The sequence below is a fragment of the Roseibium sp. 10G30-5 genome (assembly GCF_055809635.1).
This window is the reverse complement of sequence record NZ_CM147918.1, coordinates 143165-157681: the sequence shown is the minus strand read 5'-3', so window position 1 is coordinate 157681 and position 14517 is coordinate 143165. Positions and strand designations below refer to the sequence as shown.

13 protein-coding genes and 3 pseudogenes are annotated in these 14517 nt (G+C 55.8%); 3 read left to right on the top strand and 13 right to left on the bottom strand.

Translation table 11 applies throughout. The annotated features are described in order from the left end of the window. Window positions 1-116 precede the first annotated feature (116 nt). From glpX to AC0L7U_RS00840, 4 genes and pseudogenes are all read right to left on the bottom strand, one after another. Window positions 117-1112 (bottom strand): class II fructose-bisphosphatase, encoded by a 996-nt coding sequence (glpX, locus tag AC0L7U_RS00855; protein WP_473693047.1) that lies wholly within the window; start codon window positions 1110-1112, stop codon window positions 117-119. A 63-nt stretch (window positions 1113-1175) separates the two neighbouring features. Continuing rightward, entirely contained in the window at window positions 1176-2501 is a 1326-nt protein-coding gene (locus AC0L7U_RS00850; RefSeq protein WP_473693045.1) for a homoserine dehydrogenase, read from the bottom strand. Between the two features lie 45 nt (window positions 2502-2546). Next, a pseudogene (locus tag AC0L7U_RS00845) lies at window positions 2547-3645 on the bottom strand (LL-diaminopimelate aminotransferase). 376 nt (window positions 3646-4021) lie between these two features. Further along, window positions 4022-4378 carry a hypothetical protein gene (locus AC0L7U_RS00840; protein WP_473693044.1) on the bottom strand — a complete coding sequence of 119 codons (357 nt, stop codon included), beginning with the start codon at window positions 4376-4378 and terminating at the stop codon, window positions 4022-4024. Between the two features lie 330 nt (window positions 4379-4708). On the opposite strand from AC0L7U_RS00840, the pseudogene AC0L7U_RS00835 reads away from it, so the two are divergent. Continuing rightward, window positions 4709-5499: pseudogene (locus tag AC0L7U_RS00835) on the top strand (class I poly(R)-hydroxyalkanoic acid synthase); the annotation flags it as partial. Beyond that, window positions 5431-6405 carry a PHA/PHB synthase family protein gene (locus AC0L7U_RS00830; protein WP_473695593.1) on the top strand — a complete coding sequence of 325 codons (975 nt, stop codon included), beginning with the start codon at window positions 5431-5433 and terminating at the stop codon, window positions 6403-6405. The pseudogene AC0L7U_RS00835 and the gene AC0L7U_RS00830, both read left to right, overlap by 69 nt. Window positions 6406-6866: 461 nt before the next feature. Here the strand turns inward: AC0L7U_RS00830 and AC0L7U_RS00825 are convergent, their stop codons facing one another. After that, complete coding sequence (locus AC0L7U_RS00825; protein ID WP_473693042.1) at window positions 6867-7946, bottom strand: DUF2778 domain-containing protein; 1080 nt, start codon at window positions 7944-7946, stop codon at window positions 6867-6869. A 769-nt stretch (window positions 7947-8715) separates the two neighbouring features. Here AC0L7U_RS00825 and AC0L7U_RS00820 point away from each other — a divergent pair. Further along, window positions 8716-9303 carry a DUF6653 family protein gene (locus tag AC0L7U_RS00820; protein ID WP_473693040.1) on the top strand — a complete coding sequence of 196 codons (588 nt, stop codon included), beginning with the start codon at window positions 8716-8718 and terminating at the stop codon, window positions 9301-9303. Window positions 9304-9442: 139 nt separating this feature from the next. On the opposite strand, the gene speB is transcribed toward AC0L7U_RS00820, so the two are convergent. From speB to lpxB, 8 genes and pseudogenes are all read right to left on the bottom strand, one after another. Beyond that, on the bottom strand, window positions 9443-10405 hold the full coding sequence (gene speB / locus AC0L7U_RS00815) for an agmatinase (protein WP_473693038.1): 963 nt from the start codon (window positions 10403-10405) through the stop codon (window positions 9443-9445). A 147-nt stretch (window positions 10406-10552) separates the two neighbouring features. Then, window positions 10553-10636 (bottom strand): annotated as a pseudogene (gene rpsI / locus AC0L7U_RS00810) (30S ribosomal protein S9); the annotation flags it as partial. A 25-nt stretch (window positions 10637-10661) separates the two neighbouring features. Continuing rightward, window positions 10662-11063, bottom strand: coding sequence for an FkbM family methyltransferase (locus AC0L7U_RS00805; RefSeq protein WP_473695591.1), 402 nt, complete (start codon window positions 11061-11063; stop codon window positions 10662-10664). Beyond that, entirely contained in the window at window positions 10948-11352 is a 405-nt protein-coding gene (locus tag AC0L7U_RS00800; RefSeq protein WP_473693036.1) for a hypothetical protein, read from the bottom strand. The genes AC0L7U_RS00805 and AC0L7U_RS00800 overlap by 116 nt, the downstream gene beginning before the upstream one ends. Window positions 11353-11591: 239 nt before the next feature. Further along, window positions 11592-12068, bottom strand: coding sequence for a 30S ribosomal protein S9 (gene rpsI, locus AC0L7U_RS00795; protein ID WP_473693035.1), 477 nt, complete (start codon window positions 12066-12068; stop codon window positions 11592-11594). A gap of 2 nt (window positions 12069-12070) precedes the next feature. Next, window positions 12071-12535 carry a 50S ribosomal protein L13 gene (rplM, locus tag AC0L7U_RS00790; RefSeq protein WP_473693033.1) on the bottom strand — a complete coding sequence of 155 codons (465 nt, stop codon included), beginning with the start codon at window positions 12533-12535 and terminating at the stop codon, window positions 12071-12073. A 247-nt stretch (window positions 12536-12782) separates the two neighbouring features. Further along, the gene (locus AC0L7U_RS00785) at window positions 12783-13217 is read right to left on the bottom strand and encodes a PaaI family thioesterase (protein ID WP_473693032.1); all 435 of its coding nucleotides are present in this window, start codon (window positions 13215-13217) and stop codon (window positions 12783-12785) included. Between the two features lie 42 nt (window positions 13218-13259). Further along, window positions 13260-14471 carry a lipid-A-disaccharide synthase gene (gene lpxB, locus AC0L7U_RS00780; RefSeq protein ID WP_473693030.1) on the bottom strand — a complete coding sequence of 404 codons (1212 nt, stop codon included), beginning with the start codon at window positions 14469-14471 and terminating at the stop codon, window positions 13260-13262. Between the last annotated feature and the right edge of the window lie 46 nt (window positions 14472-14517).

Sequence of the window (14517 nt, the reverse complement as noted above, 5' to 3'; positions counted from 1 at the left end):
TTGGCAGAGCGTGTCACGCCCAGCACAAGACGCCCCGAAGACGGATCCCGGCTCTCCGGCGCGCTCATGATGCAGCAGACCTGTGTTGTGTGATGGCTTTCATTCCCTGTCCGACCTCAATCGAGATAGAACTTGTCCAGTTGGGTGTGTCGCGCCTTGATGTAACGCACGGTCCCCGTTGATGATCGCATGACGACCGTATGAGTGGTGATGTCGTTGCGCCCAAAACGGACGCCTTGCAGGAAATTGCCGTCAGTGACACCGGTGGCTGCGAACAGCACATCCGGTCCGGCAATCTCTTCCAGGGTGTATTTGTGGTTCACATCTTCGATGCCCATCCGGCGCGCCCGCAGGATCTGGTCTTCCCGGGTGATCAGCAGACGGCTTTGCATTTGCCCGCCGATAGAGCGCAAGGCAGCAGCCGCCAGCACACCTTCGGGGGCCCCGCCAATACCGACATAAAGATCAATGCCGGTCTCTTCCGGGTCCGTGGTGTGAATGATACCCGCCACATCACCATCGCCAATCAGACGGATGGCAGCGCCGGTGGCGCGAATATCCTCAATCAGCCGGGCGTGGCGCGGACGGTCGAGAACACAGGCCGTCACCTCACTGACCGCACACCCTTTGGCCCGGGCAACGGCCGCCAGATTGTCGGCAATCGGCGCATCCAGATCAATCAACCCGTCCGGATAGCCCGGTCCGATGGCGATCTTTTCCATGTAACTGTCTGGCGCATTGAGAAGGTCTCCCTTCGGCGCCATTGCAATGACCGCCATGGAGTTCGGCAGGTTCTTGGCACAGATGGTGGTGCCTTCCAGCGGATCCAGCGCGATGTCGACTTTCGGCCCCTTGCCGTTGCCAACCGGCTCACCGATGTAGAGCATCGGGGCTTCATCGCGCTCGCCCTCGCCAATGACAACTGTGCCGTCAATCGGCAGGCGGTTCAATTCGCGGCGCATGGCGTCGACCGCAGCCTGATCAGCGGCCATCTCGTCACCCCGTCCCCGCATGCGAGCTGCAGCCACTGCCGCGCGTTCGGCCACGCGCACCAGTTCCAGTGTCAGAATACGATCGAGAACACTCGTCTCGCCTGTTCCGGTCTCGGCCATCTTCATCTCCAAAAGCTGCGGCGCACCGCACCTCATATGCGACGCAGTGCAACGAAACCGTCTTTACGCCAGTTTCTCGATGCGGATCATCTGCGGATCGCCAACAATCACGCCTTTGCGGGCAATGCCCTCAAGCGCTTCGCGCACGGCCACTTCGGTCGTCTCATAGGTAATGAGAATAACCGGTTGCGGCACGGTTTTTTCGCCACGTCCGCCTTGGCTCTCGCCGGGCATGCGCTGACGCTGCACAATTGATTCCAGCGAAATACCGGCCTCGGCCATCGACTGAGCGATCTCGGCAAAGGCACCGGGACGATCTTGCAAGGCCAGACGAATGTAGTAGCCGCCTTCATGTAAACGCATGCGCGCGCGAGTATAGTCCACCAGAGCCTTGGCCGGGGTGCCAAGCACAGGCACCTTGATACCTCGATAAATATCGGCAATGTCGGACACAACAGACGAGGCGGTGGCATCGCCCCCGGCTCCCGGCCCCACCAACACGATGTCGCCAATGAAGTCGCCTTCTACAGCCACCGCATTCAACACCCCGTCGATGCGGGCGATCGCCGAAGATTTTGGCACCATCGTCGGATGCACGCGCTGCTCGATGCCCGTGTCCGTGCGTTGTGCCACGCCGAGAAGCTTGATGCGGTAGCCCAATTCGTCAGCGGCCTGAATGTCGGCTGGCGTCAGAGAGGAAATGCCTTCTAGGTAAATCTCGTCGCTGGCAATCTTGGTGCCAAACGCCAGACTGGTCATGATCGCCAGTTTGTGGGCGGCATCATTGCCCTCGATATCGAAAGTCGGGTCGGCCTCTGCATAGCCAAGACGCTGAGCTTCCGCCAGACAGGCATCAAACGACAGCCCCTCGGCTTCCATCTGCGTCAGGATGTAATTCGACGTGCCATTGAGAATGCCGTAGACCCGGCGCACTTCATTGCCAGCGAGCGACTCACGCAGCGTCTTGATGATCGGGATACCGCCGGCGACCGCAGCCTCATAGTTGAGACTGACGTCATTTTCTTCCGCTAGCAGTGCCAGTTCAACGCCGTGCTTGGCCAAAAGTGCCTTGTTGGCTGTCACCACATGCTTGCGGTTGCGCAACGCCTCCCGAACGCTGTCAGCGGCCGGGCCATCTTCACCGCCCATCAACTCGACAAAGACGTCAACGTCGCTGGAGCGCGCCATTTCCACCGGATCGGTAAACCAATTGAAGCCTGAAACATCGAAACCGCGATCCTTGTTGGGATCGCGGGCACAGACCGAGGTCACGGCAATAGAGCGTCCTGTTTTTCTGGAAAGCACTTCACCATGGGTGGACAGCAGGCGCAACACAGAGGCACCCACCGTACCAAGGCCCGCAACACCGAGTCTCAAGTCGTTCGTCATAAACCGAAATTTCCGTTTTCAATGAGGCCGTAAAGGACACGAGCCTTATGCGAGGGCTTCGTTTTGCATTTTTTCGTCGGCGCTTTCAAGGAAGCGACGAATATTTCGTGCTGCCTGACGCAAACGCTGTTCATTCTCAACGAGGCCGATGCGCACATAATCGTCGCCGTATTCTCCAAAGCCAATGCCCGGAGCAACAGCCACCTGCGCCTTTTCCAAAAGCAGCTTGGAGAAGGCAAGGCTCTTGAGATCGCGGTACTTCTCCGGGATCGGCGCCCAGACAAACATGCTGGCTTCCGGAGCAGGAATGTCCCAGCCCGCCCGACCAAAGCTTTCCACAACGACATCACGGCGCTTCTTGTAGGTTGCCCGCGTTTCGGCAATGCAATCCTGCGGCCCATTCAAGGCAGCGGTTGCGGCCACTTGGATCGGCGTGAATGCACCATAATCGAGATAGGACTTCACCCGCGAAAGCGCTGCGATCAGGCGCTCGTTGCCGACCGCAAAGCCCATCCGCCACCCGGCCATGGAAAACGTCTTCGACATGGAGGTGAACTCCACCGTGACATCCATGGCGCCAAGGCACCTGCAAGACAGAAGGCGGTGGCGTATCACCGAAATAGATTTCAGAATAAGCCAGATCCGACAGAATGAAGATGTCATGCTTGCGCGCAAAGGCAACGATTTCCTTATAGAAATCAAGCGTCGCACAATAGGCGGTCGGATTAGCCGGATAGCACAGGATAATCGCAATCGGCTTGGGCACCGAGTGGATCAGCGCCCGCTCCAGTGCACGAATGAAATCGTCATTCGGCTCCGCAGGCACGGAGCGGATCGCCGCACCAGCCATCAAAAAACCGAAGGTATGGATCGGATAGCTTGGATTGGGGCTCAACACAATGTCGCCCGGCGCGGTAATCGCCTGCGCCATGTTGGCAAAGCCTTCCTTGGAGCCGAGCGTTGCCACAACCTGGGTGTTCGGATTCAACTTGACGCCGAACCGGCGCTCATAATAGCCCGCCTGCGCCCTCCGCAGACCGTGAATGCCCTTGGACGCAGAATAGCGGTGCGACCGTGGATCCTGCACAACCTCGGTGAGCTTGTCGACAATATGCTGTGGCGTTGGCAAATCGGGATTGCCCATGCCAAGGTCGATGATATCTGCACCCGCCGCTCGTTCACTGGCCTTCAAACGGTTTACCTGTTCGAAGACATAAGGCGGAAGCCGCCGTATCTTGTGAAACTCCTCGGTCATGGTGCAGTCCTTGATGTGTTGCAAATGCGGGTCGGCGGCGGATCCGTCGACAGGTTTGCCACTTTTAGCAGCCTGTTAGCTGCTCTGCACCATTCTTTGAGAAAATCGACAGTTATTTGACACCGTCGAACCCCAGACCGAGAGCGATACAACGCTCTGCACAAAAAGCGACATGCAGGCTCAGCCGACAAGCGCAGCACCAGTCGTTTTGTCGGCTCTCAACCGCCCATTTTCAGACACAAAGAGAGACAAATATCTTGGAAACTCAGTAAGCCTTACCAGCCTTGATCAGAGCTTCGGTCTCGGCAGCCTGCTTTTCCTGATCGAGCTGAAGGTCGGCCAGCTCTTTCTGCGAACTTGCAAAAACCGGGAAGCTTTGCTTGCGACCACGATCAGCCAGCGCTTCAAGATAACGAATGGTCTTTTGATGATCTGCATCATCCGACTGCGCGACGACCCGCGTGTGCTTTGCCGCCTTGGTGGTCTCCGATTTATCCGTCTGCGCGTATTCGCTCTTGGGCGAACTCAACATTCCCGACAAGGTCATTGCGGGGAAGGACGAACATCCTGCCAGACCAACGGTGGCAGAAATCAACAGGACGGGGCGAAGCAGAGATCTCAAGTCTTTTCCACTCAATTTATCTTTCCGATTGTCACAATTATCTATCGGAACAGATCGTAAAACGGAAGCCCTTGCGGCCCTATCAGGGCGGATTTGATGCCGAAAATTGCATTTCTTCCACTCCAGCGAAGCGGACACGCAAAAGCTTTACCACATCACTGCTGTCACGCAGCGGTTAAGAAAGGTTTACACTTTTCGTATCCGCAGCCCGCAACACAGCCCTGCGTGAAATGACAGCTTCCGTCCAGAAGGCCATTGCGTTTGCCCCCTTGATCGCGTCAAACTTGCCAAAACATTCTAGAAACCACGCGGTTGCAGGGAGACGATCGCATGTCCGAAGACGCTCAGCATCCGATGTTGCAGTTCATTATCAACAATCCAGAAACATTCGCACAAAATCTTGCGAAGACGCTTGAAAATGCCGGCCAGGCCCTCGCCGCCTATATCGGACCCCGCGAAAAGGGAGAGATTCGCTCTCAGGACGTCGAGCAGATCAGCAATATCGTCAAGACCCTTGGCCAGCTCGGGGAATACTGGATGTCCGACCCGCAGCGCTCGATGGAAGCACAAACGCGGCTGTGGTCAGGATATATCGACCTTTGGAACAATTCACTCAAACGCATGATGGGAGAAGACAGCGTTCCCGCTGTTACACCCGCGCCGCGCGACAAGCGCTTCAAGGATCCGGACTGGAGCGACAACCAGTATTTCGACTTCCTCAAGCAGATCTATCTCATCACCTCGAACTGGGCCGAAGAACTGGTCGAACACGCAGATGGACTGGATGAGCACACACGCCACAAGGCAGGTTTCTATGTGGCCCAGATTGCCAATGCGATGTCGCCTTCAAATTTCCTGCTCACCAATCCGGAATTGTTGCGCCTGACGATGGAATCGAACGGCGATAATCTGGTGCGGGGCATGAAGCATCTCGCCGAAGACATTGAAGCGGGCAAAGGAGAAATCCGCATTCGCCAGACGGATGCGCGCAAATTTGCGCTTGGCCGCAACATCGCCATGACAGATGGCAAGGTGGTGGCGCAAAATGAGCTCTGCCAGATCATTCAGTATTCGCCGACGACGGAAACTGCGTTGAAACGGCCACTGTTGATCGTCCCCCCTGGATCAACAAATATTATATCCTCGATCTGTCGCCGGAAAAATCCTTCATCAAATGGGCTGTTGATCGGGGCCACACCGTCTTTGTCATCTCGTGGGTCAATCCCGGCCCACAACAGGCTGCAATGTCCTTCGAGGATTACATCAAGCTCGGCATTCTGTTTGCTCTTGATCGCGTGCAAGCTGCGACGCGCGTCAAGGAGATCAATGCCATTGGCTATTGTGTTGGCGGTACGCTGCTTGCAGTGGCGCTGGCCTATCTCAAGGCCAAGGGCGACGAGCGGGTCAAGACCGCAACCTTCTTCACCGCGCAGATGGATTTCACACAGGCCGGCGACCTGAAAGTGTTCATCGACGACGACCAGTTGCAAATGCTGGAAGAGCGTATGAACGCAACGGGCTATCTGGATGGCTCGGCGATGGCGAACGCCTTCAACATGCTGCGCTCCAATGATCTGGTCTGGCCCTATGTGGTCAACAACTACATCAAGGGCGAAGACCCCTTCCCCTTTGACCTGCTGTACTGGAACTCCGACAGCACCCGAATGCCGGCAGCCAATCACTCGTTCTATCTGCGCAAGTGCTATCAGCAGAATGCGTTGGCGAAAGGTGAGATGGAAATTGACGGCATTCGTATTGATCTCGAAACACTCGATCTGCCGATCTTTTCACTGGCGACGCGTGAAGATCATATTGCCCCGGCACCAAGCGTGTTTTTGGGGACGCAGTGTTTTGGCACACCGGTGGAATTTGTGCTGTCTGGCTCCGGGCATATAGCAGGCGTAGTCAATCCGCCGTCCCGCAACAAGTATCAGTTCTGGACCGGCAAGCCCCCCAAGGGCGTCTTCGACAATTGGCTGAAGAAAGCGGAGGAACATCCAGGACTCATGGTGGCCCTACTGGGATGACTGGATCCGCAAGCAGGATGACACCACCGTCAAGGCGCGCAAGCCCGGAGCCTACCGCATGAAGCTCATTGAGGACGCACCAGGCAGCTACGTGAAGGAAAAATCCTGAACCGCAGCTCGCCAAGGTCATGGGAGCATGACCTATGGCGCCTCACCGTGGAACAGACACTGTCTGTCAGGCGAAATGGTTCATGCGCCATTGATTGGACGCCCACGCTCACACACTGCGTGACGACAAAGCGACGCCGACCCGACTGCCCACCGATCTCGTCGATGCTCCGAGAAAGCACACACCACACACTGCCTTGCAGCTCCATCGACCAACAACCAATACCCCGAAACACAAAGAGCGCCCAACGGGGCGCTCTTAAAGATCACAGATGCCGCTTTCCCACCTTCAGCGTTGGTGGGAGAGTACTTTGGTGCCCCGGCCACGCAGTATGGCCACCGACACCGCTGATTTAAAGCGACGCCATGTAGGTTGGCAGCTTGGAAATGTCGGGCACCACGATCATGGTCTTGATCTTGCCCGCCTTGAAGGCCTGCAGGAAGCGATTGTAGTGCTTGAACACCACGCACCCATTTGACTGACCAGCCCGTCCGCGCAGCATATATGTGTGGGTTAACATCCCGTCACGTCCATGCATCTTGCTCGCATCGACCGGCAGCATACGCACTGCCTGCACACCATGGAACAAGTTCTCACGCATCCGCAGATGATAGATGTTCGGCGGCGTGGGACCACGGTTCTTCTGCTTCGTGAAGTTCGGGTTATCTGTCATATGCCCCAGCCCGGAATGTGCTTCCAGCTTTTGGCCATCCGGCAGATAAACCGTTGCCTGCTTGATCGAGTAAACCGCAATTTCACTGCCTGGACTGGGAAGTTCAACACGACCGGATGAGTGCCCGCCACTGAACACCTTGCCAAGACCGCCAAACAAACCTCCCGATTCAGGCTCCTCCGCCTTGGCATATGCCAGCGTCGATTGTGACGACGCCCGGGAGGCTGCAGGAACAGAGGCCGGACGCAAATGCGGCACCGGAGCGACACTTGGCAAAGAGGCGACCACAGTTGACGTTTGCACCGCGATGTCCGGTTCACTGCGTGGCACAACGTTGATCTGGCCAGCGTTGGGCACATCGCCCGTCACGTCGGCAGAGGCAACGGTGTTGCGTGCTGGCGCAGGCATCGGCTCGGCAACGGAGCCGGGCTTGACCGGAACAGAGGCGATCGCAACCTGAGTGCGCACATGATCTTTTACTGACATCAAACGACGCGCCAACGTCGCATGGGCCAGTTTTGAGCGCAGCTCTGCCTTGGCGAGTTGCCATTGTCCCGCTGCATCCGTTGCTGGCGGCGCAGAGGCAATAACGACACCCTGCTGCTGCGTCGCATGAAGCGGCTGTGCATCGCCCGATCGCTCACGATAGAGCATTTTGTCAGGATTGATTTCGAGATGCCCCGCAGACACGTCGCTCAGGAAAATGTCTTTTTCGACATTCAACACACGTGCAAGCTTGGTTTTGCTCAGCCAGGTCATCGGCACCGGCCAATTTGGCGCACGCTGAACCTGACGTTCATGCATCACCGTTGACGCTGGCGTAATAAAGGATTCCTAGCCGGAAAACAGTGACGAAGACGACAAGTAGACGGGAGCAAGCGATGCGCTGGTCAGACCCAGAACCGCAGCTCCACCAGTGCAGGCCAAAGCAATGCCGAACAACATTGACTTAGGTCCAAAGACACTGGTCTTCGAATAATCGGAACTTCTAACAGGCGAGTACGTTACTGACATACGATCCAAACTACTCAAACTCGACGCCCATTGCTGGACGTTTGACCGGAACATATTCGCGACGGCAGCCGAGCTGTTCACGAGTGAAACCTCTCTCCCGTCAAAACTGATTGTCGGGAATCTTGGTAACCAAGTCGTTTACAAAAAACCTTAACGCATATTTCCTGTCAACAAAACCGGTGCAAGGCTGCATTTTCGCCGCATTATGACTGGCGATTGGCGAACTTTTAACGGATCGCTAAGAGATGGCGCAACACCGGGCTTGCTTCAGGGTAAACGCGGCTCATCCCTGCGACCATGTGACGCCCTCCTCCACCTTTTATGCACCGCCTTGTGAATTTTGAAAAATTCGCTGTAACAAGGTGTAGGATGACGCCGATAAGCATCCTATGAGTGCCTCTGCACGTCAAAAGATACTGACTCTTCACCCAAACAACCGGTAAGTGTTGGCTTCAATGAGGCGAGCAGCTAAATTTCGTGGGATAAAACGTGGAGGACATGTTTCGATGCACCTATGTCCCAGCCAACATTGGCGGCTTCAGAGCTGAAAAAAGCAGAATTGGCATCGCGACATTTGCGGGTCATGACCTTGCCGCCAAAGGTCTGGCGCAGACCGGCCGCGCCCTGGAGCGTGTATTTCCGCCTCCTGACGGTTCCACTTTTGACCGGAGTCCTGTGGCTCGCGCCGTTCCTACAGCCCGCGCTGGAATATGGTCTCTTCGGCCTCGTACTGGTTTGCACTTTCGCTGCCTCGCACATTGGCCGCCGATTTGGCAAGCGGACGAGCTGGGCGGCAAAGGCCGCTTTTGGGGAGCGTATCTGGCTGAACCGGCTGCTGTTGCCGCTGGCAGGCTATGACAGCCGCAGCAGCACCGTTCTCTGGGTGGTTGGCGCGCTTGGCACAGTAAGCGCGCTTGGCGGGGCCCTGCTCCTGTCGCCCGTGTTATCGGCAACAGGCATTGTCGTAGCGTTGGCAGCCCGCCTGTCGTTTCTCAATCGGATGGCGCAGCTCTACGACGCCATGCAATCAGCGCATCCACTGTACCGGTTCTGGTCGCGGAGCCCTGCCAACGATGACCTGAAGCAAAGCAAAGCAGGCTGAAACGCGCCGCCCTGCCTTGCCTCTTTTGCTCGCTTTCAAGTGAGCCATTGAGTTTACAGCGCGACACACGTGCGTGCGCGAAACCTCCCCCTCACAGCGACCGCGACCCGTTGCGTTTCACTCAAAGTTCGCGTAACGATCAGCTGGCCGCATCGGCCTTCTTTTCCGCCAGAAGGCCCATGTAATGTTGCGCGACGGTGGCTCCGGCAATTGAGGTAATGTCGGCGTGGTCATAGGCAGGGGCAACTTCCACAACATCGCCACCGACGAAGTTCAAATCTCCCAAACGCCGCAACACCATCATGGCTTCGCGTGATGTCAGACCGCCCGCAACCGGCGTGCCTGTGCCCGGCGCAAAGGCAGGGTCCAGACAATCAATATCGAAGGTCATATAGGTTTTCGCATCGCCCACGCGGTCCAGAATCAGCTCCGCAACGCCGTTAACTCCAAGCAACTCCATGTCTTCACCGGTCAGGATTTCCAAACCGCACGTTTCAGGCGCATGGGTCCGAATACCGATCTGGATCGACTTTTCGGGATCGATCAGCCCCTCACGAACGGCTCTCCCGACAAAAGTGCCGTGGTCAATACGGTCTCCCTTGTCGTCCCAAGTGTCCTGATGCGCGTCGAACTGCACAAGCGCCAGAGGCCCATGCCGTGCGACATGCGCCTTCAGCAAGGGATAGGTGACAAAATGATCGCCGCCAATGGAGAACAAATGCACCCCGGCATCAAGGATCTCACGCGCCTGCCGTTCAATATGACCTGGAATATCGGCATGACGACCATAATCGAATGAGCAATCGCCATAGTCGATGACCGACAGATGCTCATAAGGATCGGCGGCAAAGGGATATTGCGGATCGCCATCGAAAATGGCGGATGCACGACGCACCCCTTGCGGACCAAAGCGTGCGCCGGGCCGGTTGGAGACAGAGGCATCGAAGGGAATACCCCAGACAGCCACATCAACGCCCCTCAGGTCGCGCGTAAAGCGTCGACGCATGAAGGACAGCGCACCGCCATAGGTCGGCTCATGGGAGCCGCCGGTCAACGAAGATCCGAGAAAAGCATTGTCGGTGGGGCGTGGATTGTCGGACATTCTGTTTTCCCTTTCGGCACTGGTCTGCACGTGGCAACACCCTAGCCATATTCACAGGATGATCGAAAGCGGCACCGCGCGACAAGACACAAAAAACCCGCTGAGGAGACCCCGGCGGGTTTTGTAATCCAGAAACCTTGGCAGCGATTAACGCTTGGAGAACTGGAAGGAGCGGCGAGCCTTGCGGCGACCGAACTTCTTACGTTCAACAACACGGCTATCGCGTGCCACAACACTTTCACACACTGCCAAGCGATCACTCTACGACATCATCTAAAATGTACCAGTCGTCCCAGCGTGCGACATAATCAAAAGCACGCTTATACCCTTTTCCGACAAGCAGCTTGCGCAGCTTCTCTCTATCACTTGTGAAATTATGCTCTACCGTGATGACCCGAAAGCGATACTTGTCGAAATCAAAATTGCTCAAGATCTCAAATTCTGACCCTTCGGTATCGATAGACAGGTAGTCTATCAGCCTTGGCGCACTGTATTTTTCTAAAAGATCAACCAGAGAAATTGTCTTGACCTTATAGCTGGTCTTAGACAGCCGCTCTTTCGCATGCTGATCCCCCTGAGAAAACTGCGAGACCGTCGATAGCTCGGCCGATCTCGACCATATCAAAATCCAGAACTTCGCCCGTTTTGCCCCAGACACAATCGGTCTCGATTGCACACTTACGATTTTTATGCAGCTCTTCATGCCAAACGCGAGCAGGCTCGGCCAAAATGCCGGTCCAACCAAAGTCTTTCTCCAAAAGATAGCTGTTGCTTAAGCCAATTCCGTTTGCAGCACCAAACTCGACGAAAAAACCATCCCGTTTGAAGTTGGTGGCAATCAGAGCAAAAATATCCTGCTTGATTTGAGATTGGCTATCGCCGCCACCATTCATCTTTAGAACAAAGTCAAAAACCTTATCTATTTCAGCAGCCCGTGCTTTCAGCACCTGACGTTTCCTGAGCTTCTTATTTATTTTTTTCACTACAAACCGAATTGGATTTAACGACATACTGCCTCTGCGTTCCCCGAAATATTGCCCTCAGAATATATTTCAAAAGATTATCGCAAAATCATCAGCATTTCACGTAACGTCAATTTATCTCCAACTGTTGTGCTCCAACGAACACAAAAAACCCGCCGAGGAGACCCCGGCGGGTTTTGTAATCCAGAAACCTATAGCAGCGATTAACGCTTGGAGAACTGGAAGGAGCGGCGAGCCTTGCGGCGACCGAACTTCTTACGTTCAACAACACGGCTATCGCGTGTCAGGAAGCCATCCTTTTTGAGGACGCCACGCAGCTCTGGCTCGTAGTATGTCAAAGCCTTGGAGATACCATGACGTACGGCACCTGCCTTGCCCGAGAGACCACCACCAACAACAGTTGCGATGATGTCATACTGACCAGCGCGATCCGTCAGAACGATAGGCTGCTTCAGGATCATCTGAAGAACCGGACGAGCAAAATACTCGGTGAAGTCCTTCTTGTTGACCAGGATCTTGCCGGAGCCCGGCTTGATCCAGACACGAGCGATAGCGTCTTTACGCTTGCCCGTTGCATAGGCACGGCCCTGTGCGTCCAGCTTCTGAACGTGGACCGGTGCTTCGGGAGCAGCGTTTTCGACAGCGCCACCCAGATCTTCCAGGGAGTTCAGCTCAGCCATCGTTATGCCCTCTTGCCATTCTTCACATTGAGGCTCTTGACGTCGACCAGTTCGGGCGCCTGAGCTTCATGTGGGTGTGCTTCGCCAGCGTAAACACGCAAGTTCTTCAGCTGCTTGTTGGACAGCGGACCGCCCGGCATCATGCGCTGAACAGCCTTCTGAACGACGCGCTCCGGGAAGCGGCCTTCGATGATGGCGCGCGCAGTGCGCTCCTTGATGCCGCCCGGATGGCCGGTATGCCAGTAGTACTTCTTGTTTTCGTACTTCTTACCGGTCAGAACGATCTTCTCAGCATTGATGACAATAACGTTGTCACCGCAATCAACGTGAGGTGTGTAGGTCGGCAGATGCTTGCCGCGCAGATGATTGGCAATGTAGGCAGCCAGACGGCCAACAACCATGCCTTCTGCGTCGATCAAGATCCACTTCTTCTCGACCTCAGCCGGCTTGGCAGAATAGGTCTTCATGGTTTCAGATCCATCGTTTGTCTTGAAACAAGAAAGCCCGCTCGCAGCGCCCCGAAGGGACCGGACGACGGACTTCGCTTTCGTCGAGGCTGCTTATAGGTCAGCCTGAAACCAGCGTCAAGCGCAATGTTTCGCATTACTCTTTAATAAATGCAATAAAATCAAATACTTAAAAAAACGGTATTATATTACCGCATATTTTCTCATCAAAATGAAAACCCCATGCCCTGCCCCGGTGGCGGGGCACTCAAACAGACGTTTTGGCGGGCAACGAGTAAGTGGCCGTGGCATGCGCCACGCAGGCCTCATTACCCGCCGTCGACAGATAGGCCTCGATAACCGCGAGACGGCGACCAATCTTGAGAACTTCGCAACGACAGATCAGATCAGTAGCATCAGGACGGCGCAGAAAATTGATATTGAAGCTGGTGGTCGCGGCCTCCGCTACAGGTCCCGCGAATGCGTTTACGGTGATATAGCCACCGACATCGGCAAGCATCATCATCGTCGGCCCGGAAATCGTTCCGCCGGGGCGCAGATGATCATCCCCGGTTTGAAGACGCATCACCACAGACGTTGCGCCAATGGTCTCAATCTGCAAGCCGTCCCTGCCAAGCGGGATCTGAGGGAAGTCTGCACGCAGGAACGCTTCGATCGCTTCAACGCTCATAACCGGATTCATACTATTTTCCATAGCCTTGGATGATTATTCTGTCAGTTTGAATCATGCCGTCTCGGGCAGGATTTGTGCCTTGAGACCCAGAGTATGCAGGACCACATCGGCAGCCGCCTCACTCTGCCGCTTGCCATCCTCCAACCGCATGGTGTCGTCCAGTTCCTCAAAGGCTGCGATCTGGCGGCGCCGCGCCTCGGTGTCGCTCAACAGACCTGCAATCACTGTCGAGAGCTGATCCGGGCTCGCGTCATCATCGAGAAACTCCGGCACCACATTGCGGCCCAGGATGATGTTCGGCAGAACCATGGAGGTAACCTGTGCCAACTTGATATAGCGATTGATCTGCTTCATGCGGCGATAAAACCAGTCAAGCTTGTAGGCAACCGCCATCGGCACGCCAGAAATCGCCAGTTCAAGTGATACGGTGCCACTTGCAGCCAAGGCCGCATGACCGCGACGGAAGGCTGCCTGTTTGGCCTCCTCGCCAAACACCACTGTCGGAGCGACAGGCCAGTTCCTGACACCGTCTTCGATCTTGTCACGCAGATGGGAGACGGCCGGAAGAATCACCTCAAGTGATTCAAATCCTTGATGAAGTTTGGCAACTGTTGCCCCGAAGTCTTCCAAAAGACTATCAATTTCACCACGGCGACTGCCCGGCAAAACCAGCAAGACCTTATGTTCACCCTCAATCGGCTGCCGCTCGCCTGGCGCTGGACGCAGGCGACCCACCTGCTCGATCAATGGATGACCAACGTAATGCGTGCGTGGGCCACCCAGTCTGGCGTGAACATCCGGCTCAAATGGCAGGATCGCCAAAAGTTCATCGACATATGCGCTCATCTTGCGGGCTCGGCCCGGCCGCCATGCCCAAACCGATGGCGACACATAGCCGACAACGGGAATGCCCGGCGCCTTCTTGCGCACGCGCTTGGCAACGTTGTGAGTGAAATCTGGACTGTCGATGATCACCAGCACATCCGGTTGCTGCTCAACGATATAATCGACCGTTTGATAGACGCGCTTGATGATCGACGGCAAACGCGCCAAAACCGCGCTGATGCCCATGACGGAAATGTCTGAAATATCGAACAGGCTTTCCAGTCCGCGCGCCTGCATACGTTCGCCGCCAACTCCGACGAAGCTTGTGGCCTCTCCCAGCCGCGCCGAGAGAGCGTCCATCAGACCTGCCCCCAGCGCGTCCCCGGATTCTTCCCCCACGATCAGACCGATACGCAAGGGCTTTGCAGACGAGATCACAGCAGTCTCCAATCGCGGCGGTTAAGTTTGGTGTAGCGGATCGTTG

Excerpts from the sequence above, each read along its gene's own strand:
- glpX (WP_473693047.1), bottom strand. The coding sequence starts at position 1,112 with ATGGCCGAGACCGGAACAGGCGAGACGAGTGTTCTCGATCGTATTCTG.
- AC0L7U_RS00850 (WP_473693045.1), bottom strand. The coding sequence starts at position 2,501 with ATGACGAACGACTTGAGACTCGGTGTTGCGGGCCTTGGTACGGTGGGT.
- AC0L7U_RS00825 (WP_473693042.1), bottom strand. The coding sequence starts at position 7,946 with ATGACCTGGCTGAGCAAAACCAAGCTTGCACGTGTGTTGAATGTCGAA.
- AC0L7U_RS00820 (WP_473693040.1), top strand. The coding sequence starts at position 8,716 with ATGTCCCAGCCAACATTGGCGGCTTCAGAGCTGAAAAAAGCAGAATTG.
- speB (WP_473693038.1), bottom strand. The coding sequence starts at position 10,405 with ATGTCCGACAATCCACGCCCCACCGACAATGCTTTTCTCGGATCTTCG.
- rpsI (WP_473693035.1), bottom strand. The coding sequence starts at position 12,068 with ATGGCTGAGCTGAACTCCCTGGAAGATCTGGGTGGCGCTGTCGAAAAC.
- rplM (WP_473693033.1), bottom strand. The coding sequence starts at position 12,535 with ATGAAGACCTATTCTGCCAAGCCGGCTGAGGTCGAGAAGAAGTGGATC.
- AC0L7U_RS00785 (WP_473693032.1), bottom strand. The coding sequence starts at position 13,217 with ATGAATCCGGTTATGAGCGTTGAAGCGATCGAAGCGTTCCTGCGTGCA.